Source organism: Vibrio sinus, from assembly GCF_023634645.1.
GTDB lineage: Bacteria > Pseudomonadota > Gammaproteobacteria > Enterobacterales > Vibrionaceae > Vibrio > Vibrio sinus.
Genome location: NZ_JAMKMR010000020.1, coordinates 63,368 through 89,036, shown reverse-complemented (window position 1 = coordinate 89,036; position 25,669 = coordinate 63,368). Strand labels below are relative to the sequence as shown.

General features: G+C 41.2%; 27 protein-coding genes and 1 pseudogene. 9 read left to right on the top strand and 19 right to left on the bottom strand.

All coding sequences use genetic code 11. The annotated features are described in order from the left end of the window. Positions 1–66: 66 nt before the first annotated feature. Entirely contained in the window at positions 67–327 is a 261-nt protein-coding gene (locus M9194_RS17660) for a hypothetical protein (protein ID WP_250614014.1), read from the bottom strand. A gap of 210 nt (positions 328–537) precedes the next feature. Between M9194_RS17660 and M9194_RS17655 the strand changes: the two genes are divergently transcribed. Then, a complete protein-coding gene (locus M9194_RS17655; RefSeq protein ID WP_250614013.1) occupies positions 538–1,482 on the top strand; it encodes a bile acid:sodium symporter family protein in 945 nt (314 codons plus the stop codon). A 62-nt stretch (positions 1,483–1,544) separates the two neighbouring features. On the opposite strand, the gene M9194_RS17650 is transcribed toward M9194_RS17655, so the two are convergent. Together M9194_RS17650 and M9194_RS17645 are read right to left on the bottom strand one after the other, a co-directional pair. Continuing rightward, positions 1,545–1,793, bottom strand: coding sequence for a hypothetical protein (locus M9194_RS17650; RefSeq protein ID WP_250614012.1), 249 nt, complete (start codon positions 1,791–1,793; stop codon positions 1,545–1,547). A 103-nt stretch (positions 1,794–1,896) separates the two neighbouring features. After that, a complete protein-coding gene (locus M9194_RS17645; protein ID WP_250614011.1) occupies positions 1,897–2,589 on the bottom strand; it encodes a TetR/AcrR family transcriptional regulator in 693 nt (230 codons plus the stop codon). Between the two features lie 519 nt (positions 2,590–3,108). Here M9194_RS17645 and M9194_RS17640 point away from each other — a divergent pair. Both M9194_RS17640 and M9194_RS17635 read left to right on the top strand, forming a co-directional pair. After that, positions 3,109–4,284, top strand: coding sequence for an SGNH/GDSL hydrolase family protein (locus tag M9194_RS17640; RefSeq protein ID WP_250614010.1), 1,176 nt, complete (start codon positions 3,109–3,111; stop codon positions 4,282–4,284). Between the two features lie 172 nt (positions 4,285–4,456). Then, positions 4,457–4,675, top strand: coding sequence for a hypothetical protein (locus M9194_RS17635; RefSeq protein WP_250614009.1), 219 nt, complete (start codon positions 4,457–4,459; stop codon positions 4,673–4,675). A gap of 31 nt (positions 4,676–4,706) precedes the next feature. Here M9194_RS17635 and M9194_RS17630 read toward each other — a convergent pair whose 3' ends face one another. The 4 genes from M9194_RS17630 to M9194_RS17615 all read right to left on the bottom strand — a co-directional run bounded on the left by M9194_RS17630 (position 4,707) and on the right by M9194_RS17615 (position 7,615). After that, complete coding sequence (locus M9194_RS17630; RefSeq protein WP_250614008.1) at positions 4,707–5,525, bottom strand: substrate-binding periplasmic protein; 819 nt, start codon at positions 5,523–5,525, stop codon at positions 4,707–4,709. A gap of 66 nt (positions 5,526–5,591) precedes the next feature. After that, positions 5,592–6,542 carry a GAF domain-containing protein gene (locus M9194_RS17625; RefSeq protein ID WP_250614007.1) on the bottom strand — a complete coding sequence of 317 codons (951 nt, stop codon included), beginning with the start codon at positions 6,540–6,542 and terminating at the stop codon, positions 5,592–5,594. Between the two features lie 159 nt (positions 6,543–6,701). Next, a complete protein-coding gene (locus M9194_RS17620) occupies positions 6,702–7,172 on the bottom strand; it encodes an RES family NAD+ phosphorylase (protein WP_250614006.1) in 471 nt (156 codons plus the stop codon). After that, complete coding sequence (locus M9194_RS17615; protein ID WP_250614005.1) at positions 7,172–7,615, bottom strand: Xre family toxin-antitoxin system antitoxin; 444 nt, start codon at positions 7,613–7,615, stop codon at positions 7,172–7,174. Before M9194_RS17615 ends, M9194_RS17620 begins: the two co-directional genes overlap by 1 nt. A gap of 216 nt (positions 7,616–7,831) precedes the next feature. Here M9194_RS17615 and M9194_RS17610 point away from each other — a divergent pair, with 216 nt between their 5' ends. The 4 genes from M9194_RS17610 to M9194_RS17595 all read left to right on the top strand — a co-directional run bounded on the left by M9194_RS17610 (position 7,832) and on the right by M9194_RS17595 (position 10,890). Then, a complete protein-coding gene (locus M9194_RS17610) occupies positions 7,832–8,257 on the top strand; it encodes a DUF2850 domain-containing protein (protein ID WP_250614004.1) in 426 nt (141 codons plus the stop codon). Positions 8,258–8,406: 149 nt separating this feature from the next. After that, complete coding sequence (locus M9194_RS17605; RefSeq protein ID WP_250614003.1) at positions 8,407–8,820, top strand: hypothetical protein; 414 nt, start codon at positions 8,407–8,409, stop codon at positions 8,818–8,820. A 374-nt stretch (positions 8,821–9,194) separates the two neighbouring features. After that, on the top strand, positions 9,195–9,845 hold the full coding sequence (locus M9194_RS17600; protein WP_250614002.1) for a hypothetical protein: 651 nt from the start codon (positions 9,195–9,197) through the stop codon (positions 9,843–9,845). 559 nt (positions 9,846–10,404) lie between these two features. After that, positions 10,405–10,890 carry a GNAT family N-acetyltransferase gene (locus M9194_RS17595; RefSeq protein WP_250614001.1) on the top strand — a complete coding sequence of 162 codons (486 nt, stop codon included), beginning with the start codon at positions 10,405–10,407 and terminating at the stop codon, positions 10,888–10,890. Between the two features lie 218 nt (positions 10,891–11,108). Here M9194_RS17595 and M9194_RS17590 read toward each other — a convergent pair. The 5 genes and pseudogenes from M9194_RS17590 to M9194_RS17570 form a co-directional block, all read right to left on the bottom strand. Continuing rightward, positions 11,109–12,458 (bottom strand): annotated as a pseudogene (locus M9194_RS17590) (ISNCY family transposase). Between the two features lie 662 nt (positions 12,459–13,120). Then, positions 13,121–14,092: a DNA (cytosine-5-)-methyltransferase gene (dcm, locus tag M9194_RS17585; RefSeq protein WP_284676633.1), complete on the bottom strand. Its 972-nt coding sequence runs from the start codon at positions 14,090–14,092 to the stop codon at positions 13,121–13,123. Between the two features lie 5 nt (positions 14,093–14,097). Next, positions 14,098–15,510 carry a protein NO VEIN domain-containing protein gene (locus M9194_RS17580; RefSeq protein ID WP_250613999.1) on the bottom strand — a complete coding sequence of 471 codons (1,413 nt, stop codon included), beginning with the start codon at positions 15,508–15,510 and terminating at the stop codon, positions 14,098–14,100. Continuing rightward, on the bottom strand, positions 15,503–16,546 hold the full coding sequence (locus M9194_RS17575) for a DNA cytosine methyltransferase (protein ID WP_250613998.1): 1,044 nt from the start codon (positions 16,544–16,546) through the stop codon (positions 15,503–15,505). The genes M9194_RS17580 and M9194_RS17575 overlap by 8 nt, the downstream gene beginning before the upstream one ends. Positions 16,547–16,939: 393 nt before the next feature. Next, entirely contained in the window at positions 16,940–17,485 is a 546-nt protein-coding gene (locus M9194_RS17570; protein ID WP_250613997.1) for a DUF2726 domain-containing protein, read from the bottom strand. Between the two features lie 168 nt (positions 17,486–17,653). Between M9194_RS17570 and M9194_RS17565 the strand changes: the two genes are divergently transcribed. Then, the gene (locus tag M9194_RS17565; RefSeq protein ID WP_250613996.1) at positions 17,654–18,046 is read left to right on the top strand and encodes a regulator; all 393 of its coding nucleotides are present in this window, start codon (positions 17,654–17,656) and stop codon (positions 18,044–18,046) included. Here the strand turns inward: M9194_RS17565 and M9194_RS17560 are convergent. The 7 genes from M9194_RS17560 to M9194_RS17530 form a co-directional block, all read right to left on the bottom strand. Further along, on the bottom strand, positions 18,027–19,280 hold the full coding sequence (locus M9194_RS17560) for a secretin N-terminal domain-containing protein (protein ID WP_250613995.1): 1,254 nt from the start codon (positions 19,278–19,280) through the stop codon (positions 18,027–18,029). The two genes, M9194_RS17565 and M9194_RS17560, sit on opposite strands and share 20 nt — an antisense overlap. Further along, a complete protein-coding gene (locus M9194_RS17555) occupies positions 19,261–20,322 on the bottom strand; it encodes a zonular occludens toxin domain-containing protein (protein ID WP_250613994.1) in 1,062 nt (353 codons plus the stop codon). The genes M9194_RS17560 and M9194_RS17555 overlap by 20 nt, the downstream gene beginning before the upstream one ends. A 1-nt stretch (position 20,323) precedes the next feature. Then, positions 20,324–20,692, bottom strand: a complete 369-nt coding sequence (locus M9194_RS17550; protein WP_250613993.1) for a DUF5455 family protein — start codon at positions 20,690–20,692, stop codon at positions 20,324–20,326. A gap of 4 nt (positions 20,693–20,696) precedes the next feature. Continuing rightward, on the bottom strand, positions 20,697–22,163 hold the full coding sequence (locus M9194_RS17545; protein WP_250613992.1) for a hypothetical protein: 1,467 nt from the start codon (positions 22,161–22,163) through the stop codon (positions 20,697–20,699). Between the two features lie 73 nt (positions 22,164–22,236). Beyond that, positions 22,237–22,464 (bottom strand): major coat protein, encoded by a 228-nt coding sequence (locus tag M9194_RS17540; protein ID WP_250613991.1) that lies wholly within the window; start codon positions 22,462–22,464, stop codon positions 22,237–22,239. A gap of 264 nt (positions 22,465–22,728) precedes the next feature. Continuing rightward, positions 22,729–23,037, bottom strand: coding sequence for a chemotaxis protein (locus M9194_RS17535; protein ID WP_250613990.1), 309 nt, complete (start codon positions 23,035–23,037; stop codon positions 22,729–22,731). A 79-nt stretch (positions 23,038–23,116) separates the two neighbouring features. Then, positions 23,117–25,135 carry a replication endonuclease gene (locus M9194_RS17530; protein WP_250613989.1) on the bottom strand — a complete coding sequence of 673 codons (2,019 nt, stop codon included), beginning with the start codon at positions 25,133–25,135 and terminating at the stop codon, positions 23,117–23,119. 145 nt (positions 25,136–25,280) lie between these two features. Here M9194_RS17530 and M9194_RS17525 point away from each other — a divergent pair, with 145 nt between their 5' ends. Then, positions 25,281–25,649: a DUF3693 domain-containing protein gene (locus M9194_RS17525; RefSeq protein WP_250613988.1), complete on the top strand. Its 369-nt coding sequence runs from the start codon at positions 25,281–25,283 to the stop codon at positions 25,647–25,649. Positions 25,650–25,669 lie beyond the last annotated feature (20 nt).

Genomic DNA, 25,669 nt, shown 5'->3' with positions numbered 1-25,669 from the left:
TATTAGACAATAACAATATCGTTTCCAGCTTGAACACACCAACTGGTTGGTGTAATAAACGGGGTTTTAGGCACTGATGTCATTCAGTACTCGGCTGATATGATTGACTGCTTCATTGTGGCCAGTTATCAACGCCTCTGATTCTTCCTTAAATATGTAGAGTTGACCGTCTTTTTCTAGCTCCTCCGTATATTTTTGACAGGTTCCGTCGTCACCTTGTGGGCTAGCGAAAGAGTAGCTCACGCTAAATCCATTCCACTCTGGCGAATACTTTGCGTACACTTTGTAGTGAACGGTTTTGTGTATGCCAGTTTCTTCTGTCGTCATTTTTCAGTCATCCATTTCCGAACGGTACCCTTTTATTACATTAGACAAGTATATTCATATTGCGAATTATAATTGCAAATCCGTGATAGCTTACAGGGTCTACGATCTATAACTGCAAAATGATAGATTTACTACAATAAGGTACTATTGAAAGACGCTTTATGCTATTTAGTTTGGGCTTAAAATTCTTATATTTGAAAAGGAAGTTACATGCTATCACGCTCAACGAGGCTCTTTCCGGTACTTGCCATTTTGGGGTCGTTAATCTCATACTATTTCCCACAACTGTTCATTGGCTATAAAAGCTTCATTGTTCCGTTACTTGTCCTAATCATGCTTTCGATGGGGCTGACTCTCACCGTTGAAGATTTTAGAAATGCATTCAAACAAAAGTATGCGGTCGTTTTAGGCCTAATAATTCAGTATACCGTCATGCCCTTTGGGGCTTTTTTAATTAGCCTTGCTCTAGGTCTAGATAAAAGTTTAATGTTGGGCATGGTTTTGGTTGGAAGTGTCGCTGGAGGAACAGCCTCAAATGTGATGAACTATTTGGCAAAAGCTGACGTCGCGTTATCTATCACCATGACCGCTTTATCCACTATTGTGGGAGTTGTGTTGACACCGTTTTTGACGGATCTGCTAGTCGGCGCGACCATCCATATTCCAGTGGCTGCTATGTTTTACAGTTTGTTAAAAATCGTTCTGCTACCCGTTATTGTCGGCTTAATTTTAAACCACTATTTCCACAGAGCAGTGGCTCGGGCCTCAAGTATTCTTCCTTTAATCTCTATGCTGGCAATAGTGCTCGCCATTATGATTATCGTCGCACTAAATGCCCACCAGCTGAAGATGGTTGGCCCTATTATTTTTGTCGCCGTCATTTTGCATAATGGTTTAGGGCTAACGCTTGGTTACTGGGTTAGCCGTTTATGCGGCTTTAACCACAAAGTGAGCAAAACAATTTCGTTTGAAGTAGGGTTACAAAACTCTGGTCTTGCTGCAGCATTGAGTATTAAATTCTTCAGTCCACTATCTGCCGTGCCAGCCGCAATCTTTTCTATTTGGCACAATATTTCTGGGTCAATGTTGGCTGGGTATTGGTCTAAAGATAGAACAAGCAGAGTAGGGGCATCGGTATCAAACGGCGATCGTTAAAATGGTAGGGTAATTTGGAGAAAGGTAATGTAGCTCACTTAGGAGAGTGAGCTACATTCATTTTATGCAGTGACTTCTTCAACAGCTTCATGTGAATGCTTTTGAGCAAGTTGTAATGCCTCTTCTTTGCTTTCAGCAATCAGTGGTTGATTCGACTCGTCCATTAATGTGTATGGCAATGCATCCATACCAATTTGAACTTTAACTCCGAATCCCACTGGGCTTTTTGAATGGAATAATGCGGCATAACACTTAATCCCTTTATATTCCATCGAATGCTTCATACCTGAAATAGGTTCAAATTTAGCCATAACGTTAACCTTATATTTTTACTTATAGTACAGTCCAATCTAAAAGATTCTAACCAGAATTACAAATACAAAGTCAAGATGTTGGAAGTAGCATGCTATTGTGTTATGCCACAGGTAAAAATAACGGTTGTGATTTAACCTGCAAACGCTCACTGTCAATTTTCACTAAACTCTGAATCATAAATTCTAGATTTCGGCTGAATGATTTTCTTAGAAAGTCGTCAGAAACCATTACCTTACTTGGTGTGCTTGTTACGGTAGGAATCATTAAAGGGAACATCACTAAGCTAATCCAAGATGGGCGCTTTCCACTGCCGCTGAGCGCTTGGTTTATCACACCATTTTCGATGAGTTGATTCAGTAACAATTCATACAAGTCGTCACTGATATCGCCAATAATTCTTTCTAGCAACTTGCGTCTAAAATCGGATTCAGGCAGGTTCATCACATCAACGACGAAATTGGGGATGAGAGGGGCGGCAAGCAGTTTTTCTAGCAACTCACCAGTTGTAAAGAAAGAACCCTCGATAATTGCTTTGATAAGAGCTTGGAGTTTTTCATAGATGGGTAGGGCATATTCTTGTATAACAGCTTCATACAATCCTTCTTTGCTGCCAAAATAATATTTAATCAGGGAGCTACTAAATCCAACCTTACTAGATATCAGTCGGGTTGAGACTTTTTCGTAAGGCATTCTTGTAAAAAGATCTAGCCCAGTTTTGATGAACTGATATCGAACAATAATACCGTTATCCTTTTTACTAGGTCGTCCTACTTTCTTGCTATTAGGTTTCATCTACAAAAACACCTTTTTTACTTTTGGCTCCCTAATTACGCGTGTAATCAAATGGTACGCCATACTTATAATTAACATTAAAAATATAGCTATTAACAATATCTACCTAAAGGGAATAGATATATACTTGGATTGATACAAAGGTGTTCAATTTATGATAACAATGGTGGATAACTATGATCTATGTTGCAAAATAGGCAACCGATAAGAGCGTGTACATAAATAACATTATAGATATAACATGCTGAAAATATGAGATATTCCAAAGTTACTCAGTCTAAATAATTCTGCTGATCTTTCCAAGGCTAGATAAAGGTTGAGTTTTTCGAGAATTCCTCTTATTCGCTACACTATTATGATCATTACTTTTCGATATTGTTCGAAAATGGTTATTGTTAGAAATAAAAGTTTCATACGAGCATTGTCACATATTCGAATTCGTATTCTAGTGGTAATTGTTCTTTCATGCGTACTCTATATATTCCATGCATACCGTTGATTATATAGGGAGTAAATAGAATGAAAGCCAATAAAACTAGATGGACGAAAAAGCTATTACAGTTTGGTGGGATTACTTCATTACTGATATATGTTTTTTCGTCAGTTCCTGCCTACGCTGCTATATCACACGTGATTGTGCTCGGTGATAGCCTAAGTGACAGTGGTAATAATACATGGGTAACTACTGAAGGGCCTTATGTTGGAGCTGCGATCACTAACCCCGCTCAAGATGGTCAACGTTATACTTGGGCAAACTACTTTGTAAAATCGTTCAATCAGCAAGAAGGGGATGATGGGCAATCAGAGTTGACGCCAAGTTCAAAAGCCACACTCTCAAGCACGAACATAAATTACGCATGGGCTAGCGCCGAAACGGGTATGCATTACCTCAACGATATGACTTCAAGCCCATATTTTGTTTACAATGACAGCCAGTGCCCTGAGCCAGGTGCCGTGGACCCGAAAAACGGAGTTTATTGTGTGCCGAGTGTCGGTAAACAAATCGAGTTATTCTTATCTAGGCAAGGCCTACAACAAAGCTATCGTCAAGAAAGCCTATTTATCCTTTGGGCTGGAGGGAACGATATGTTTAACGATATCGCAAAAATTACTGAAAAATTAGCGATTAAACAAAACGTTAAGGCGGATGTTGTTCAACAGCAAGAATTTTTAAAACAACTTACACAAATAGTGGGCTCAAAAGCTGAAGATCAGAGCCTATCTTACCCAATTGTGAACATAGTGAAGGATATTAATATGTTACACAATGCGGGTGTTCCATATAATCATATTCTGGTTATTGGTATGCCTGATCTTACCACTGTACCTGCTGTTGAACAGATGCTCGTGGGGAATGAATGGGCGTTGCCTTTAGTCAGTGGTGTATCTCGCTTATACAATAGTGCTTTGTGGCTGGCCGTGAAACTTAATACTCAAGCTAAGACTAAGTTTTTTAATCCACTACCGCTCCTTAATGAAATAGTTGATAATAAACAGTATGTCACCTCTACGGGTGAGACATTTTCATTTCCTAATGTCTCTGAGCCTTGCTACAAAGAACCCTACAGCAAGACGCTACCCATTCGTAGTTGTAATGGATTTCTGTTCTATAACCTGAAGCACCCAAGTAACGAAACTCATCAGGTTCTTGCTATTGAATTGTGGGACTTCGTAAACAAAAACTTCAATTTGTGATAGGACAAACCTCAACCTGCCTATTGGCTTAGGCAGGTTTTCATGACCCAAACTAGCGTATAGGTCTAACAAGAAATAATCGAATATGTGATGTAAGCTAATCGCAATTGTTGAGCCTTCTGAACGCTATGATAATATTTGTTAAAGGATAGTGAGATGAAAGGAATTCATCATGGAAAAAAATAGTACAAGTGCTGATAATTTTGAATCGTTGATTGAAGAGCTCAACAGCGCCAGAAGTGAACTGAACACTTTTCTTGCTACCGCAGGTGTAGCAGACAATATCGAAGACTGCGGTTGTTTTAATGAGGGCGCGATGACTCTTATTGATGAAAAACGCTCAACAATAGTTCAGTTGGAACAAAGGGTCGCTAGTTTCTATAAACGGTAGCTTTAACAATCAATGAACAGCCAAAGCACGTTTACTCATAGATGATATTGTATTTTTCAAGCACTTCCTTAGTTAAAGGGGGAGCTGAAATGTTCCAAGGCGAAAGCTTACGTTGAAAATACCCTTTACGAGAGAAGACACGCAAAGCAGCTTGGTTAAATTTTACAAGAGTCGCTTTATTCGTGTATTCCTTGGGAAAAACGGCAAAATAAAGAATCTCTTTATACTGCCAAGCATATCTGAACTTGGTGGCGTTGGCCTTTTTCGCTTTACTAAACGCAGTGGCTTTGTTGCTAAAGTAACCGTCAAGTCTCTCAAGCTCTAGCATTCTTATTAACTCACCGTTTTCGTCTTTTGCTTCAAAAACCTTTATTGGTGTAAGTTTGTCTTCAGCCATCTGGTTTCTGATTTTATTAAGAGTAAAAGCCATATTGGTTTTGGGGCCAGGAACGCCAACCGTGTAACCTTGCAAGTCCTTTAAGCTTTGAATGGTAGATTTATTGGAGTCGGGTACAAATACACCGTATTCGGTCAACATAAATGGAATGGAATAATACAGGTAACTTGCTCGGTCTTCATTCCAACCATATACAAAACCACCATCAACTTTGCCGTGCTTAACCATGTGTTTCAATCGTTTATTTGGGAACAGGCTAAACTCACAATCCTCCTGCATTTCTTTACATACATCTTTTAACATTTCCACAAATGGCCCGCTGACTTCACCATCGTCGCCACGCTGAACAAATGGAGGGAATATATTTCCGGAAAATGTCAGTGCGTAGGAAAATGGTGATAGTAAAAGGTAAGCCATAACTACCAGCTTTATAACGATACGCAAGGCTCTCATACCAACTCCTTTGAAATGGGCAATACAACATGCTTAATGATTCAGAATGCTAGAAACAATTATAGATTAATGCGTGTTAGTCTGTTTAATACACATCTTGTTGTATGCTTCGTCGATAAGCTTATCTACTGTGAAATTCGAATGATATGTCCCGCAAGCAAGGCCAAAATCAAAGGATAGGTCGTACTCGCGAGTACAGTCTTTGTTGTAATTCGTAATGGCATTTTTAAATCGTTTTATGGCAGTTAAGGATACTCTCTCTGTTGTACCAACCATAAAAATCACAAAGCTTTCCGGACCGACTCGAGCCAGCAAATCGGAGCTGCGGAACATATTTCTGAGTAAGGAGGCAAATTGAGTCAAAGCATAATCATGCTCTGTTTGGACACTAATATTTTTTACCTTAGTAGTATGTACATAGACCAAGGAGAAAGGGTATCTACCGAAGTGACAGAAGTTGAGTGCTTTTTCAACCAAACAATTGAAGCCTGCACGATTAGATAAATGCGTCAATTCGTCAATCGTGTTGGTAAAACTTGTACATAGCTCTTGCTCCGCCATTTTGGCGAGCTGAACTAACTGCTGAGTTTCTTCGTCGCTAAATGACCTAGGTTTATCATCGATAATACATAATGTACCCAATTTTAGACGATTTGAGTATATTAGAGGAACGCCTGCATAAAAACGAATATTCGGGTCACTCAAGACTAGCGGATTGTTTGCAAAGCGAGGATCTGCAAAGGCATCGTTTATGACCAATGGGCGATGATCTAATATCGTGTGTCCACAGAATGAAACATCTCGAGAAGTTTCACTGGCCGTTAATCCAAAATTAGATTTAAACCACTGCCTTTCCTTGTCAATCAAACTAACTAAAGCAATAGGAACATGGAACATCTGTCTTGCCAAGCGTGTTATCCTGTCGAACCTTTCTTCAGGTAGGGTATCCAAAATTTTCAAGCTATGTAACGTTTCGAGTCGAGTCGTTTCGTCATCTGGTAAGGGGGGCTTTAACACTTTCTGCGCGTTCCATTACTACTAAATCCATATAGAATAGTATAGATTATGCGAGCATTATTTAGATACTTTTGAAAGTAGAGAAGGAACTCAGTGGCTTCACGCTTAACCAATACAGTTATGTTAAGCGAGAAGAGGGAAAGAGGCGAGTATCAATTTTTATTTAAATATCCGGGAATCAAATTCAAAATCGAATTTCACTGCCTTGTTGAAGATAGCTTCTGATTTAGGATGATTCGGATTAACAACATAATTGCTGTCTCGCGGAGATATGCTTGAAGGCACTCGAAGAGCTATAAATTTCAGCCCCTTAGCCGTTAGAAACTGATCACCAATTGCTTTAGTCGACTGACTAGCTGGTATGGATTTCCAGTCATGCGGCAGATCACTTTCGTCCAAAGATGCAATTAACTCGTTCGGTACGTCAACTCGATACAAATCATACTGATAAATAAGCCCAGGATCATTGTCAACATGAACAAAGACTTCTAGACAACATAAGGACTCTGATTCGGCGAAGTATAATGCTTCGACACCTTTGGAGTTCCAACGCCCTCCAAAGGTTGCTGCGCCAATGGGATCGAATGGGGATTTTGCAAACTTCTTCTGGGTCAATCGATAGAGTAACACTAGGAAAAGACCCCATGTTCGATTCTTCCAATTAAATCCTTAACTTCTTCAAACTCAACGGTCGTTGACACCATGTCGATAGGCCTTTTTCCGTTCAACCCGTAGACTTTTTTGTGTATCCATTCTTGCGCTTTTTCTTCATCTTGAAATAGCTCGGTGGCCAATTTTAGTAATGAAGCTAAGCGGTATATGACATCACTTTCCTGAGGGCTGAATTTCTTTTCCTTAAACCGCCTCTTTAATGTACTGGCTGGTATATGAGTGACAGCTTGTAACTCTTTCTGAGTAAGGTTTGCTTTTTCTGCAATACGCTGAATAACAAAGGAATTAAACCCTTGTTGTACTGCTTCACTCATCGCAATACCTTCCGCCATGCCAATATCTCGCCAGAAGTCGAACTCATCTTTTTTAGATGGTTTAAAGCTTTGAAAAGCACTACTCATAGTCACACACCTTATCGTGGCTCATTTTGACTTTTATTATAGCTCATATGAGCCAATGAATAACAGCTCATCATTGTAAAAGTTGTGTGCAGAGATATCGTACAGGGCAGAAAATCATTACATTAGCATGCGTTTATACAGAACACGCTATACTGACAAATAAGTCACTAGTGGAATTGTGACTTAGATTACGTTGATTTAGAAGCAGGAAAAGGAATGTCAGCTATAACAAAAGCATTGCTTTATTGTGTGCTCTTTTTGGGTATAGCAGGAGTCTCGATTAGTATTTATTTGGCTTATCAAGACTATGTTAACCCAGAACATGTTTACGGAGAGTGGATCGAAGTTGGTGCACCTTCATATGCTACAGATGTTATCATTCTTAGTAAAAAGGGAGTGTCCAAAAACGGTCGCTTTCTCGCAAATGAATTTAAGTTTGACGGTAAGAATGTCACGATTGAAACAGGTGATGGCGTTACAATTTTCGAGTCATCTGACACGTTCGGCGTCCCGAAATTAAACCGAATATTCCCAGAGTCCCCCAACAAGAAATTCGTTAAAAAGGGCTACGAAAAAAAATTTGAAGAAAGAAGTAGGCCTGGTCGATACGAAATGTTGCGAAAAAGTTTGCAAAAGCAGTGACAAAAATCATGTCCAACCACAACCCAAGGTAGAGAATTTCATTTTTGATTAGCTGGCCACGCTTATGTTGTCTAACATGCAATCAGCGATAATTTAGCATATCTATACAATGCTCTATACTGAACCTAAGAATGACCCATAGCTAGATAATGATGACCCAAAGAAACATCCACGGAACATGGACGATGAGCTTTGAAAAGCGGTTATTATACGCGGAAAATGTTGGAGCAACCAATAGAGAGCTCGGGGTTGCTTGGTTTAACGAATTACAAAAGCATATTGAATCATCACCTGAACAATATTCAACTCCTTGGGTATTGCTAAATGACTGTCGCCAATGGGACTTAGCGTCTGAAGATGCATGGGAAGTGTATAACTCAGTTGTAGCATGGATGGCAGAACACAACTGTGTATTGCTTGCTTTTCTCGTCACAAATCGAATTCAAAATTTCGCGATTAAAAATGGTTTTCATGAACACGGTATAGAAAAAGTTTTCTTTGACTATGATGAAGCATATCAAGCTTGCCTAGATGCGTTAGCTCAAAATAGGCGCTCGCCTTAGAAACTGTTCAAACCTTATCTCGGACTGTCATTAACAAAAATAGCCTGCAAGCAAAATGGTGCGAACAGGCCGTCAAAGTTACGTTAGTTGGCAAGCGCAGATGCGATGCACAAATGCACTATAGACTAATGCATCCAATAAAACACCTTGGAAGTGAGATTGTTGACATGTATGACACAATACTAAAAGGGAAGGGCAAGGACATTTTTCAGTGCCGGTATGTCCGCAAAAGAATTCTTAATTTCGTTATATTATAAAAGTTGCATATAAAGGCTTTAGCATAGCTCCCAAAATATGCTCCGCATTATGTTTCTTTCTATTTTCATAATATAGACTGCGTAAGATATAGACGAGAACATATAAGGAGAATGAAGATGCAAGTGTTTAACACGTTGATCGAAGCGGCTCAATATGTATCAAAACGTCGAGATCGAAGGCAAATATGGTGTATCGCGTCTTTGGAAGGGGCGCAGTATTACGGCTTAGTAAGTCAACCTAACCTTGGTGGCTATTCATATAATCACGCTACTAAAATGTTAGCGGTTAACAATGAGTTATTGAATCGACAGTCGTCTCACAATGAAATTCGAGAACGCGCTAATCGGCTCGCTGGTTACCTACATGCTGAAGCGATACGGAGAAATGTGATACAGCGTGATCGGCATGCTGAAGAAGTCTTTATTGAGAATTGGGACGATTGCGTCCGTAGTTTCATACAGCTACGGCATAGAAAGCCCAAAAAAGTCGACTTGTTCTTATCTCATACCCCTTGCACTCATGGGGACAATTCACCCAGTCCAGCGAGAATACTCGGTTCTAATTTCTATCCTTTGTCCTGCACTAACAAGCTCAAATTGTTTGCTTCCAAAAATCCAACCATAAAACTAAGGGTGTACTACTTGAATAAGTTTGGTGTGAATGAAGCGTTGAATGAGCAAGCACTTAAAGATTTCTATCTAAACAATGGGCTTATTATTAATACGATGGATCCAGGTGTGCGCATGACGTGCGGGAGTATCATCTAACGACCAACCAACTTTAGTCGTAGGCCGGCCGATTCAGCTTGATTAGAAATGAATTTATATATAGCATTTATGACTGTATCTTCACAACGTCGAGGTGCATATGAAATCCAAAATAAAAAAGTGAAGGCTGCAACGCATGGTGTTAAAAATACCGATCACGTTGCAGAGGCTATAAAAAACAAGCTCATGGCTATGGGGTGGGGCTTTAAATGTCGGTCAAGAAGGCACTCTAGTAACATCGAATTTGAATTTATGCCAAAACAAAAAGTGGCACCCCAAAGGTAGTTCCTTCCAGGCGTTCGCCTCATGATGTTGCGAGGTGAACGCAATATGCTTAGACCCCAACTCATTGATATATTTTACAATCCAATACTTTGGAAAAATGGTCTTGCCCACAATCGATGTACCTTACCTATTAGTTCTGTCACTCTTTTTAAAATGTCCGCTTTTTGTTCTAAGTTAACATGTCTTTTTAGAAGCTTGATGATTAAAAAGTTGAACGAAACACTGATTAAATATACAGTGTTATTGTATTCATTAAAGGCATGTTGAGATTGGAATGATAAAAGCGTTAACCAAGGAAAATGCATTAGATTTAGTTCCACTTTTCATGGAACTAGAGCACTATTATTTTGGCAAAGATGCTGCCAGTGAAGCAGAAATTCGAGATTATCTAAGCAATAAAGTCTTTTCACAGAACTCAGGTGTATCGGTTATAGCTTTTTATCATGGGTCAAACGTAGTCGGCTTTGCCACATTCACCATTATGTATCCCGCGCCAAAGCTTTCAGGGCAAATGTTTATGAAAGATCTTTTTGTTTCCTCAATGGTAAGAGGTCAAGGCGTTGGAATAAAGTTAATGCAACATATTGCTAGAATCGCTGTCGCCAGTGGCTGTAATCGATTTGATTGGACAGCAGAATCAACCAATCCAAATGCAGGGAAATTTTATCAAGCAATAGGAGCCTCTGTAGTCAAAGAGAAACAGTATTATCGCCTTGATAACGAGTTGCTCACTCGTTTTTTGAATACGTCATCTAATTAGTCTTCAAACTCACTAAATATCAGGTTGGTTCCTTGGACGATAGACTCGAGGTTTACGCGGTGATTGTGGAGTCCACAAACCATCAGCAATCATCCAAAGACGAAAGGACATTTTAACCTGGCTAAATAGTGACATTATTATATTGCAGTTACAAGCTCTGTCACTCCTTTTTTAAAATGTCCGCTTTCTCATCTAAGTTAAAATGTCCTGTTTAAAAGCTAGCGGGTTGAACGTGTTTTGTTATTGGCTTTAACTTGGAAATCTCTTAAAACAGGATTGATAGTTTTTACTGCTCGCTCCTGAGCTTTTCTTTTAGGTGCATGCTTGCTTCGTTCACTCTGTTTTTTCAGTTCAAACTCTTCTTGTTTTTGCTGGGCAAAGCGTAACACTTGACCCAGTCGCTTATTGTCAACCACGCGGCCTTGGTCGATTTTTTGCAGCTTATCGAAGGTTTTAAAGTTGAGCTTTCGGTGTCCATATTGAATAGCAATTTCACCGTTTGGGTAGTCGAGAATCTTAACTTCTTCATGAACGAGTCGTGAGTTTTCTTCCGTAGCTTCAACAAGGAAAAGTACTTTATCATATTGAAAAGTCAATGAGTTAGAGAGCTTTCTTATTTCTTGCCAAGAAAAAATGTCATCCAGTTCGTCTGTCGTTTCCCTGATAGGCCGATGAAGATTCTTAGAGTAGTTGGGCGCTTTTGCAAAGCGTCGGTTGTAGTCATCAATGAAGTAGGGTAGCCATGCGTTAGCTTCCTCAATCGTATTGATACCTTGCAAGCGCATTTCCTTGACCAGACGGTTTTGTAGCGTCGAGTTAGCGCGCTCAACTCTACCTTTAGCTTGTGAACTATTGGCGCAGATAAGCTCGATGTTCAGATCGTGCAAAACTCGGCCGTATTGGGTTGGCTTTTTAGCTTCGATGGTGTTCTTGTTACTCACATGAAAAATAGCATGTCGATCACTGTAAAATGCTACGGGCTTCCCATGTCGGTCAACATATTCTCGAGTCGCTACCATGTAATCGAAAGCAGACTCAGTTTCACTAAATCTTAGGTTCATGAGTTTGCTCGTCGCATCATCAATAAAGACTAACAGGCAACACTTTGGGCTTCGACCTTCAAACCAATCATGATGTGAACCATCAATCTAAACGAGCTCACCAAGACAATCTCGGCGGTGTCTAGGCTGATAAATTCGCGGCTTACGCTGTGAATGTGGAACCCACAAACCATCCGCGATCATCCAAAGACGAAGTGTCTCAACGGATACCGTTAAATTATGCTCCTCAAAAAGTTTTTCATGAGCAAATGTCGGTGAAAAATCATGGTAATGTTTACGAATGATACGTAAAACTTCTTCGCGCAACTCAGTTGGGTAGCAATTATTGCTGGGCTTACCACGAGCACCGTGAGGTAGACTGGAAATACCATGAGATTTTAACTTACTCAGCAATCGGCGAACTTGTCTTGTGGTGAGTTGCAGCAGCTTAGCGGCATCGACTTGGCGTAACCGACGTTCAATCACATCCTGCAAAATCTTATAGCGGTTTATATCTTGGTCACTCATGGTAATCAGCATCCGGTTGTCGTCCTTTATGTGATGGAATAGATCAAGCATAAGAGGACATTTTAAAATTGCTCAAACCGGACATTACTACTTTGGACCTACAACCTTAGTGCGCATTATGTCTGCTTATGTTAAATTTATTTCATATCAAGCCTTTAAATGAAAGGGCTTAAAATGAAACGTAAGCACAGCCATTGCACTCAACTCGATGAATTCGGAATTTTCACAAAAATAAACTGCACTTTAACGATAAAACAAGTCGCTGAACTTTGTTTTAAAACTGTGAGAACAATCACTCTATGGAATCAAGGAAAGCGGCCAATACCGCCAGAATGTGCTCGGCTCATTCGAATGTATGAGGGAAGGGAACTGGGAATTGGGAAAGGCTGGAAGGGTTTTAGAATGATAGGAGAGCATCTCGTTCTACCCACTGACCAAATCGTAGAACCGCAACAGATAATAGTCGCTTTAGGTGTACTAGAAGTATCAGCCCCAAAAGAACAAGCCAAAGCATCCCAAATCCTTAGATACTCAAGAGTATTATCTGAATACAAAAGGTAAAAGCAGCTAACCGTTAATGCGAAGAAACTTGTAATAAAAGCTATCCCCCTTCTTAAATTGCTACAGAACAAATGATTCATTCAGTAATTGGGGGATAGCTTTTAAGCTGCTTCAATTGTTACACTGTTATTCATTGCTATCATTACACTTTGCATAACATGCCACATTAGAACTGGGGGGACAGCATTACCAATAGCTTTATAAGCACGTGTATTAGATACATTAAAAAGAAAGCTTTCCGGGAAAGACTGGATTCTAGCAGCCTCTCTTGGAGTAAATCTACGATACCGGTCATTAATACACAATACAGGGTCTACACTATTTAAGCTCGCTTTAGACAAGTGAGCGCTAATTGTATTACAGTGCCTGTTAGGGTCTTGAACCCTACCTTTATTCATTCTTTCTCGATTTCTTAGCATCCCATCGATAGCTTTTTGAGAAAAAAAGTATTTGCTTTCAACTTTATTTTCCTGTTCCAAAACATCTTTTAAAACAATTGTTGAGTCTAAAGCATCAGGGAAAGCAAAAGCATCACCATGTTCTGCTTCCCTAAACCCTATAATAAATACTCTTTCTCTCTTTTGAGGAATTCCGTAATCTAAAGAGTTTAGGATTTTAAATGTGCATCTATAACCGGCATCTTCAAAAGACTGGATTACTAAAGGAAATGCTTGTTTATTATTTGCCGACAACAAACCCTTAACGTTTTCAGCAATAAAAACCTTAGGCTTATGTGTTTTAAGTATATCGACCATTTCAAAAAAAAGCTTACCATTTTCATTCTTGTAGCCTAGTCTTGGTGGGTTCTGAGCCACAACAGAAAAAGATTGACATGGGAAACCTCCAATTAAAATGTCATGCGATGGTACAGATTTTTTTAAGCTTCGAATATCACCCAAAATACTCTTATGCTCAAAGTTATCATTATATATATTGACAGCATAAGGATCGATGTCAGAGGAAAAAGCAATCTCTACATTGTGGTTTGAATAGTGATTATGTGCATACTTAAATCCACCAATAGCACCTAAATCCATTCCGCCACACCCACTGAAAACTGAGCATACTTTCATTTTTCTCATGATAGAATATCAACCTCTCTTAATAGGTCTGGCTTAAATATCAACTCAACACCCTTTGGAGCTGCTAGTTTTATCTTACCTTGCTTAACCAATTCTACAGGATTATTCATTATTAGTAACCTCCTAGATTCATTAGTAATAATGAGCCTATATACATAATAATTTTCACCATTGGTATAAGCCGCATTCCATTCATTTTTCGTTAGAGATATTCGACTTTGAGTTAATGGGTGATTACTAAGTGTTGTCTTAACTTCAATGAAAATTTGGTTATCCATTTCATCCATAGATTTAATATCATATCCAGCACCTAAATGAGTTGGAATAAATTGTACTAGATGTGAATTGTGTTCAAGACCTAAAGATTTGAGTTTATTTTTCTCATGTGTGATTATTATTGCCTCACCCATATCACCGATATCTTTGGTAGACATCTGACTACTTTTCATGTCGTTAACATTCAGTGTAATCTCTTTTTCTGTGGACTTACTTCTAATAAATTTACCTATATTAGTGGCACTTTTATTGAAATCGAGGTCATTTACGTAGTCAAACCATGAGTTTTTTGAAAAATTAAGATCATTTACATCATAGGTAGTATTATAGAATGAATCAAACTTATCAAATCTTCCACACTCCTTATATCCATAGTTTATGAAATCCCTTTCCAATTCATTTAAAAAATACTTGAATGAATTTCTGATTAGTAAATTACCAAGCTCCATATAATCTAGTAAGTCTAAAGCTGTTCTTGTTTGATCACCTTTTGACTCTTTAGTTTTACCTTTTACAAAATCATGTTTATCATACGTAACATTATATTTTCGATTATCTAATATTATGTCTCTTGCATTACTCACTTTGAGGTTGCCAGATGTAAATCTAATATCATCAAATACTACGTATGTAAGTTCATCTTTTGTAATATATGCTTCCTGCTTATCTGCATCATTTAATAAATTCAATAAATCAACTATGAACTTAAAAGGAAAGAACCTAACACCATTATCAATTAAATCTTTATTAACATGTGGTTTTAACATTCCGTTAGGAAATTGAATCTTCATGACAAAGTTTTTAAAAAACTCAATCAAATCTTCTTTATCAGCAAGACGTTTAGCTATTGAACTGGCATATAAGCCGTATAAGTCTTGATATTGCATCAATCCAAATAAAGCACTAATCTCTGTTCGCCAATTTGCCAAAGTCTTTTTCGAGCTTTCCTTGTTGCCTGGGAAGTTTGATATAAGATCATCTAATACTTCATTATCAATAATGCCTGTAAATCCACTAATTTCCTTTGACATATAAAATAATACATTTTCAATATTATTTTTAAACCTTGGCCGGACCATGTGGAGTGGATACAGGTATCTATCTGGAGTTTTGTATCTATTTTCACTATTCATCTTTTAAAATCTCCGCAATAGCTTTCCCGAGTAAAGGGGGAACAGCGTTTCCAACTTGTCGATATTGCTCTGTTTTATTACCTAAAAAGATAAAAGAGTCAGGGAAAGATTGTAGGCGAGCATTTTCCCTTACAGTTGGCACTCTATTATGTTTATAGTGAAAATGATGCCTATGACCTGTATCTATCGTACTTGCGGGCTTCTTACTATGGTAGCGTGTCCATGCAACATTAAATTTCCTCGAAGATACAAAATGTTTGGGCAAGTCTTTGTAGTTACCGCCTTCTGGTACAAGTGCGATTGTGTTTTTAACTTTGTCTTGGTGCTTCGTTATCAAGTGGTTATGAAGCTGTTCAGGTGCTCCAATCCTCATTAATTGTTGGTAATCACTTGAAGGATTACTCGCATACTCCACTGCAAATGGCATTATCTCATCGTCTAAAGGGTGCAAATCGGAAATTGCCTCCTCACAGGAAATGAAGTCTTTTTCGTTCTGATATATTTCTTGGGGGAAGCTAGGTTTCTCATCTTTTAAAGTGCCGATGAAGATTGCTCTCTTTCTAACCTGCGGTATAGCATAATTCGCACTATTTAATACCTTATAATCTACAGTGTAACCTAACTCTGTAAATGATTGTATTATTTGATCTTTTACTTTTCCTTTGAATAAGCTGATTATCCCGGGTACGTTTTCCAAAACAATATATTTTGGTTTTAAATCTTCCACGAACCTAACGAAAGAAAGAAACAACTTATTTCGTGGATCGTCGTATTTTCTTGGGCCAGATAGTGACAAACCTTGACATGGTGGACCACCTACGATGACATCTACGGGCTTATCACCAATTTCCTTCCGAACTCTAGAGGTTGAAATATTTTGTATATCACCGTGAATAGTATGAGAACCTCTGTGGTTCGCTTTGAATGTCTCTAATGCTGCTTTGTCATGGTCGATACCTAAAAGAACATTGAATCCAGCTTGCTCAAACCCCAAAGAGAGGCCACCACACCCACAAAACAAATCAACTACATTCATATCTAAGATTAAATCCTGTTTATTTATACAGTATAAGGAAAATTATTACATGATTATCCCTATGTTACAAATCAATTGAAATAGATTTATGAATTTTTTTTTGTTCTGACGAATTCGTCAGAACTCTATCACCAATCTTTATACATGAGACAAAAATCCAACTGATTTCATACTTCTTGCATATTTCAAGTTCAAGACTTTTGTCTTTATCCGGCACTCTTCTAGTTTCGAACTAATATTCCTATTAGCCCAAAACTTGATCATTGACGAATTACAGAGAAACCGTAGTCTAAAAAAACATCATAGTTATCACTGACGCGCTTCGCTTGTCGGGTAAATTTGCTCTCTACATGTTCCATATAGCAGAGCAAATCCACCTCAAGTTTATTACTCTCACGCCACAGCATGATTGTTTGTGTCTTCTAAGCACCTAATCTCAGTTTCACTTTCTAAAATGGAAGCAATCTCTGAAGGTTTATAGTGCCTCTGAGTTTGAAATCGAAGCAACTTATGGTGTCCATCTAGCGCACTATTCACGTACTTATCTCTAGCAATGCGCTTTTTCCAATTGTGTGTCGAATCATCAAGCTCAATAACAACGAGAACCCGTGTCATCTTGTCAGTGATAACAAAGTCCATTCTCTTGGCCCAGGTCTTGGAATTATCTCTAAAATTGACAGGTTTCACTAATGCCATGAGTGACACTTGTGAGTGTATGACGTACTCATCCGGTACGACTTCCTGCATAGCGGCATAGAACTTACGTTCGTTCTCCGTTGTTAAGTAATGTTGCTTGCTATGAGCCACATAATCGCTAGGGGAACTAATTTTGAGTGGTGGTGATTTTCTTTTTCGTCGACCGGATTTACTCTTATTAGAACCAAATAACTTCATAGCAACATAGCCAAGAAGTGCCATTACTATTAGTACTTTAATCACTATTCACCCTTGTAGTTTGTATCATCCATAGGGCAACACTAGCCAAGCAAAAAATCACGATCAAATGAGAATGTTTCAGTTGAGGTCGCAGTCAATTAAGTGATTAAATTTACTAATAATACTGTAGGCATGAGTCTTTCATGGCGTTTCATTTAAGAGGGTACTTAGATGAAATATAATGAAATGACAAAAAACTACGTGTTCAGAAAATTTGAATGTGGCTTGACCAAACAGCAAACCGCCGAGCTTTGCTTTAAGTCACTACGAACCGTGTACCTATGGGATTCCGGCAAAACCATTCCGGAGGAGTGCAAACGTCTGATGCGAATGAGCCGTGGGAGAGAGCTAAGCCCAACAGAAGATTGGGAACAATTTAGAATGCACTACGACAAGTTAGAGCTGCCAACGGGCCAACTGGTATCGCCTCAAGAAATACTCTGCGGTATCGCGCTGGCACAAATCAATTCCGAATTAGAAATCAAGATATCTACCAAGCTCCTGAAGCTAGCGAGAGAAATTGCTCGCATCAAAGTCCAACAATCTACAAAACGGTCGTCTTAATCACCACTCGTAGCTCTTTTTGTTGATGAGTGGTTTTCGTTGAACTAAAAAACCAACCTAATACGGGGATGTCTTTGAGAACCGGCACCCCTGATTCACTGACTTTTTCCTCATCCGATATCAGTCCACCAAGCACGATGGTTTGCTTACTCTTAACCTTTACCACCGTTCTGAGCGTACGCTTATTGGTGATGATGTCAGCCGCAGCTGTTGAATTGGTCACAGACTGAGACTCTTGAGCAATTTGTAGAATAACTTCGTCACCTAAGATATGTGGAACAACATCAAGAGACACCCCAACATCTTTGCGCTCAATTTGTTGAATCGTATTACCGCCGTCGGTCACTTCTTTGGCTATGATGAACGGAACATTTTGACCCACAGTGATGTATCCACGCTCTCTGTCCATGATGAGCATGTTTGGCCGCGAAAGCAGTTTGGCATTGTCATCGCTCGATATCGCCTTTACGAGGGCATCAAAATTACCTTTATCATACATCACGACATTATCCGAGGTGAGGTCAGCCACAATCGTATTAGTGACAAACCCAGCCTTGCTGAAAGCGGCTTCGAGATTGACACCCACCTCATGAGATTTGTCGATAGAGGTTTCCGTAATCACGGCCTCAATAAAGACTTGGCGTTGTGGTCTATCAATGCCTTTCATAAGTGTGTCGATTTGTTGCAGCTGATTTCGCGTACCCGTAATAATTACTGCATTGGTCGTGGGCAGCACCTCAACGTTGTAGTTTTTAATAGGTTGGTTATTGATGCTCTGAGTTTGAGTGGCGCTCAGCATGGACGAAATTAAGTCCGTGACCTTAGTGTTTCTCACATGCACGAGGCGATAGAGCTTCACAAAGGACGGTTCCACTTGAGTAATGGCGTGCGCGTTTGGCCTGACGACATAAATACCATTTTCAATGTTGAGCATATAACCATGAGAGCGAAGCACAGAATTGAAAAAAGCAGGGTACTCACTGGGTTTTAAGTCTTTCGCGGTAAAGCTGATAGAGCCTGTGACTCCTTGACCCAATACGATGGTTTGACCGGATTCAGTGGCGTACCATGACACAAACTCTGAGATAGGGGTGTTCGACGTTTCAAAGGTCGTCAGCTCATTGGCATGGAGTGGGGCGCAGATTAAGAGCGCCGCGAGTAGAAGCACTTTGCCATAACCTTGGTAGATCCTTTTTAAGATCCATTCGTTCGTGCTAACAATGAAGTTTTTCATGGCGGCTACCTTGGCTAACGGTAATAGAACAACGAGAAGTGGATTGAAAGTCATAGCCCAGCTCGGCAAGTTGCAGACTATTGATACGCTTGCCATTGTTATCCAGCTCAAAAGATAAAGGCCGATTTGGCGCGCTCATATAGCTGACGATTCGATAGCCAGATAAGTCTAGCCGCTTCACTTTCGGGGCAATCGATTCAGTAGTTTGAATTACTTGCGTATTAGGCAGGAAATAAAGTGATACACCCAGTGAACTCAGAGAGCCCAGGGTAAACATGGTAAAGCGCGAGAATTTTCGCGCATAGATTTTGGTTAAGCGCATAATATTTCTCAGATTTAGCGTGACACTGTAGCGTCCGTGGGTATACCAGGTCGGCAAAACGCTAAACGTTCCGCGGTCATAGTAGTCCGAAAACGCCTGTTTGGTATCGTAAGTGGCGTACAAATCGCTGCCCCAAAGCAGCCACTTATCCACCGTAATAGATTGAGCATTATCGCCGTACTTCACGATCCCCACATGCAGTTTAGGTAACTTGAGCTTAATAGCACCGAGGGTGATGACTCGAATGAATGCCGATAGAAAGGGGATTTGCATTCTGTCGAGACGGCGACAAAATACAGTGTGTTCGGCTAAGGCCAAGCGTGCTTGCTTATCCACAATCGAGATGTCTTGCACAATGAAAATGATATCCCAACCTAGTTTACGGGCGTGCAAAAACCAGTTGATCACGTCTTGCCGAGATTTGTCGTTCCATGTTCTGGAGTTAAACCAAGTCCCGCATTCATCGAGCACGAGTAGGCCGTTCTTTGATTCATCATAACTCGGGTTGCCATTTCCAAGTGCCTGTAAGTCCGCAAGGCTTGGCTTATCGGGGACTCGGTAAAGCCTCGTTTTCTTGGTTTTCCTACCAAGCATCGGCACTAAGCGAATGTCGAGGTTGGTTGCCACGGGCACACCTCGATACAACGCCTCACGTATACGGCCGACCGAGGTCAGTGATTTCCCCGCGCCCAGCTTGCCTGTCACAAAATACACCGCCATGTTAGACACCCGCCACTTTCATTATCGAGTAGACTTGCCATTCCCAAACCCATCGAATAAACCGCGCGGACACACACGCACTAAAACAAGGAATGGCATTGTTCGGTACAAAGAACGAAAACGCGTCAGAAAGAAACGGTGGGGTGAGGTACGAAATTCCAGCCAGTAAGGCATAAATCCCAGCAGCTACACTCGCGGCCAAACCAATCACTAAAATGATAATGGTCAAATTGATGGCCGCTTGCTTGGTGACTTTGGCCGCGAACCAAGCGATCATTTGCGCCGCTAAATTACCAAAGAACATTGCAGCGGCTGGGATACTCAGCGCGCCAGCAATCCTCGAAATCACGGGTAGTAGTGCAATCGCCATAGTATTAGCTCCTCATTGCCGCGCGTTTTGTGCCCGGTACTGGGGTCACTTCATCAAACAGCACATTCAATAAGTACAACCCGGTATAGGCATAAAATAAAAAGGACAACATCGTTTTGATGGTGTCTGAAATATCACACGAGAACGAGACGGCTCGACTGCCAAAATTAAATGTCAGTGCGGAGCAGCTCCCATAGTCAGGCAGTACGGCCATCACAGTATCGACGACCCCTGAAATATTGGATTCGACTTCGCCCGTAAGCGGAGTAGTCGCAATATCGGTGGCTTTACCAACCAGTAAGGATTCCAAACCATCGAGGGTCGCCGTTGAATGTTCATCAATGTCACTCATGATTTCCATCACCAACCCCGAATGCAAACCATGGGGATTCTCACAATAGTTATTCGCTTCGGTAGGCTCACAAGGTTTGAGCTCATCGAGCTTGGACTCTAACCTGTCGCCTAGCTCACCAATGGCCTCGGTATTATCATTAACCGCATCGGTATTGTTGTTGACGGCGGCAGTGGTTCCCGTTACAGCGGAGGCAGTTTGTGCGCCATAGGCTTGAATTGCGCCTGTCGTTTGAAGCTGCAATTCTTTTTGGCCCTGGTAGATGTCGTAGTCTTGCTTCATTTGGTCTACAATCGACTGACCGATAGCATGGTTCGTGGTGTCAATGCTATTTAATGCGGTGTTGATGTCAGCAAAGCCTTGAGTCAAATTGCCATCTAAAGAGCTTAACCCTTCGTTAGTGTCTCGGTTTAAGTTCTGAATGGCGGCTAAGACGCCCGTATCGGTCGTCTCATCGGGCGTGACTGCATCCGGCTCTTGTTTCTCAAATGAGTCGCCTTTTTCAACAGTGGTACTTGAACCTGGATTAAAATCGGGTGAGGGAGGATTAAAGGGTGTCGTAGGATCAAAGTCGGACATGCATTCTGGCCAAGACGCGTCGCCAATGACACACGATTCGGGCTGAGTGCATTTGGTGGTCAACGTTTCGTTCTCATTTGAGCAAGAAGAGGAAAATATGCCTTCGGTTTGCGCGCAGGCTTCCGTAGCAGCGGCAATCGCGTCTTGTGTTTCTCGTCTATCACAAAACGGTTTATCTTCATCAGGAATCAGGATGCATTGGCCGTTACTCCATTCCATCGGGGCATCACACGTTTGCGAGGTGACCGTGTAAGACATCGTGCCTGTGAAGTACCGACCGTCATCGCGCCTTACTGTAACGGACAGTTTGCCCCCTGTAGCATTACTAGCCGTCACTTGAAACACTCGGCCAGCGAGGGTAAACACTGAATCGTTACAACTGGGCATAGAGTCGGGTTGGATTATCGCGCCAATGGACACTCCCGGCCAACATTGCGGCACCATGTTGAAGTTGTTGCCATTTCGGTCGACGACGTACGTACCTTGAGCAAAGGAAAGTGGTGTGTACAGCAACAATGTCAGCGATAGTAATAAGCGCATAACCCCATCCTTGGCTGCAAAATCAAGAGAGAAAAGGGCGGCGAACCGCCCCAAAATAGGAAAAGAGAAGTACTTAAGTGGCTTTGGTGATCGCTTTCTTGAACAGCTTGATGCCCGTAAACCCGACCACACAGACAATCGCAATGGCCCACGCTGCAGTGATAAAATCAGACGCGGTCGTCGATACCGCATCCACCGCGGCTTGTGCATCGGTAGAGAGAGCGGCATGCGCCATCGGGGCGAAGAGAAAAGGAGTCACTACCGCTAACCACTTTCCATAATGTTGCTTAAGTTTGTTCATAATGTATTCCTCACATTATTAAGTTGACGTTGAAATCTCGACCGCGCGTCTAAAAATCAAAAATTGTTTAGACAAAGCGAAGCCAAGGATAAAAACTGTCGAGAACGACCCGACCAAAAATTCAATAGACAGCATTTAGCGTTGACCTCCCCACAAAAGCCCGATGCCAAACAGCACAAAGCACAGCCCAATGAACACCATCAACTGGAAGTTCTCTAGAAGTTCGATGAGCTGCGTGAACTGGGCATCGGTCATAGCACATTCCTACTTAACGTTCGGCAAGCTAAACAAATGAAAGCCGTTCAGCGACACGTGCTTACCTTCATCGTTACCAAAGCTAAACTCGCGATATTCCACGTCGAATTGGTGACGTTTTCCGACCAACCCTTTTAAAAGCGGTCCGGCTTCGCCTTTTGCCCACAAATCGGGGCTGATTTTGACCTCGATGGTGTCGGTTGGGTTGGTGGTAATGAGGTTAAGTTTTCCCGTAAGCTGAGTTTCACCCGTAGAGCGATTGACTTTCGATTCTTGAATAATGTCGGACTCATCGAGTATTAATCCTTCTATTTTCATCAGTTTTTTCCTATTTTTTGCGTGTTTTACTTGTGTTTTCCTAAACAAAAAGGGAGTTATTGACACAAGTCCAAGGAGATTAATGCATCCAGTCCGGTGGGGCTGCGCCCACCGAACTGGACGCATCAATCTCTAAGTGCCCAGAGTAAATAAGCGCCTGAAGCTCTTCGCATCGCTGCACGTATTGCTCGTATTCGTGATAACGCTCATCGGCCATGCGTTGGTATTCTTGCTCGCGCTCTAACGCATCAAAGTAATCGACCACGTTAGTCATGATTCCGCGCTGAGCCCGCAAGAACTGCTCTTTGTTCTCGACTTTCCAACGACGAAAACGAGTGGCTAAGAAAATGTCGCGAAACAAAAGTCCGTTAACTCTGGCCTGAGCCATGTCGCCAAAACGGGTAGGGGTGAACTCACCAGAGACAAGCAGTTTCTGAATCGTATCGGGAACTGAGTATTGAACTTTGACGGTTTGATCTTTTCTTTTGACCAACACACCACCCATCGCATAACAAAATGCTTTCCAGTCGCCTTCATCTGCGGAGCGGCGAACTTTCTCCAATAAAAAATGTTCAGGTTCACTTAAGTCAGTGAGCATGGCATCGTCCTCTTGAAATTCTTCGCGCAAACGACGGAGCTCGCGCCAAACGGTAACCGACGGGCCACCAATGAACTGAAACTGTCTGATATTATTTAAACGTGACCACGTCACAACGCGTTCTGCCGCGTCTAAGCCATTGAGATTTGAGCCTTTATCGCTTGATATATGCGCGCCATCTATATTTTTGCTGACGTATTTCGCCACATAGCCAACCGCAGAGCCTTTTGACCAGTCAATGTGCTCACATTTGAAGCGATATTGACTGGCTCCGGCTTCCTTTGGTGAATCTTTAAGCGATAAACGGCGAAATTCAGAGACAACAAACTTGGTGTGTTTGCGGTCCAAAAACAGCAAAAGATGGTGATGCGGCGTGCCATCTTGATGCGGTTCAACGATGCGCATCCCATACAGCTTGATATCATGCTGAGCCAAGGTTTTACCAAGCTGCTGCCATACAGACATTAAGTGTTGATGGGCACATTTCGCATCAGGTTTGCCAGCATCGATCCAATTTTGATTAAGAGATCCTTTAGACACCGCATGAAAGCGGGATGGGGCAGTGGTGGTAATGAATACCGCATCATGGCCAGATTCTTGGGCGATTTCTTCAAAGCCGCGCAATCTGACGAACATTTCACCGCGTCTAAGGCTTGGATTTGAAACGGATTTGTCGGATAGCTCTTTTAACGTAAACCAGTTATCGGGGTTATCTTCATCAAAGGCGACCGTATTATCTAATGCGATGTCATTGGAGTTACGTCGATCACGGTGACGATTAAGCGAAAAATCTGAGCAGTAAATCTGTTTTGACCGTTGAACGAGCGCTAAATCACGAGCCACTTGCTCAACTTCATAAGCGCATTTACGACGAAGCTGACGAACGAGCCAGTTTTCATCGAGCGCACGATTAACCAGCGAGAACAATTCGTCATTGTCCGTGGCTTTTTTAATGGCAGCTTCGGTAAATGCCAAACCCAAATCAGCCAGAAGCTCGACCACTTTTTCAAATTGCTCATTAACGGTCGGCAACGTTCTAACGGATTTTAAAAACTGGCGCGACTTGGTATCAGCCAATCGACGAATGTCGTCGTCGGCCATCGCAGAACTGTAACCGTGACGAGTTAAACGCGCATGCGCAGCATGTAACTGTCGAATGGCTTCAACTGAATCTTTTTGCTGACACACATCGGAATACGCGCGCAGCATGTCTTTGCAAAACTCGCCGTTACGTTTAAAGCCTCGTGGCAAACTTAAACACGGATTGCTCGAAACTTTTTTCGAAATGTCAGACACGTCGTGAGAATAAATCACGTCGTCAGGATTTTGATTGAGAAGAAATGCGCGAGGAAAATCTGGACGACGATGGTCTTTGATTGGCTTGGACAAATCCAACTGGTAATCATAGGAGCTTGCAGTGAACGGGCGGTTGACGCTGACTGGTTCAAAACGAACGAGCTCACGTTTGCCTGTAGCCAAATCTAAAACCCAACGACGCATAAAATTTATTCCTGGCAAAGTTTAATCAGCAAGAGTGATTTACTTAATAACGATTTTTCGTAATCGTAAAACACGATTAATCGTATTCGCAAGATACGATTTTTCGTTACTGATGAGCTAGAATAAAAAAAACGGAGGATCGTACATGTACCAAAGTCAGCTATTAGATACGTACAAAAAGGCAAAAAATTACGTACAAGATAAGCAGATTGCCCACGATTTAAATCTGCCAGCATCTAGAATCTACGAAATGCGTAAAGGTAAAAGATATATATCTGATTCAGAAGCAGTTTTTCTAGCAGAGGAATCAGGAATCGATCCAGAGATCGCATTGTTAGGTTGCCACGCAGATCGCAACGACAACCCAAGAGTTAAAGCGATGTGGGAAAGTATTGCAAAAAAGTTTAACGGCCAAGGATTACGAGCAATATCAATGGCTAGCGCAGGCTTAGCCTTGGTTCTGACGCCCGATTTCGCTCACGCAGCTCGGTGCGTATTATGTGGATTATGTTAAATTAAGGGTATCTAACATCA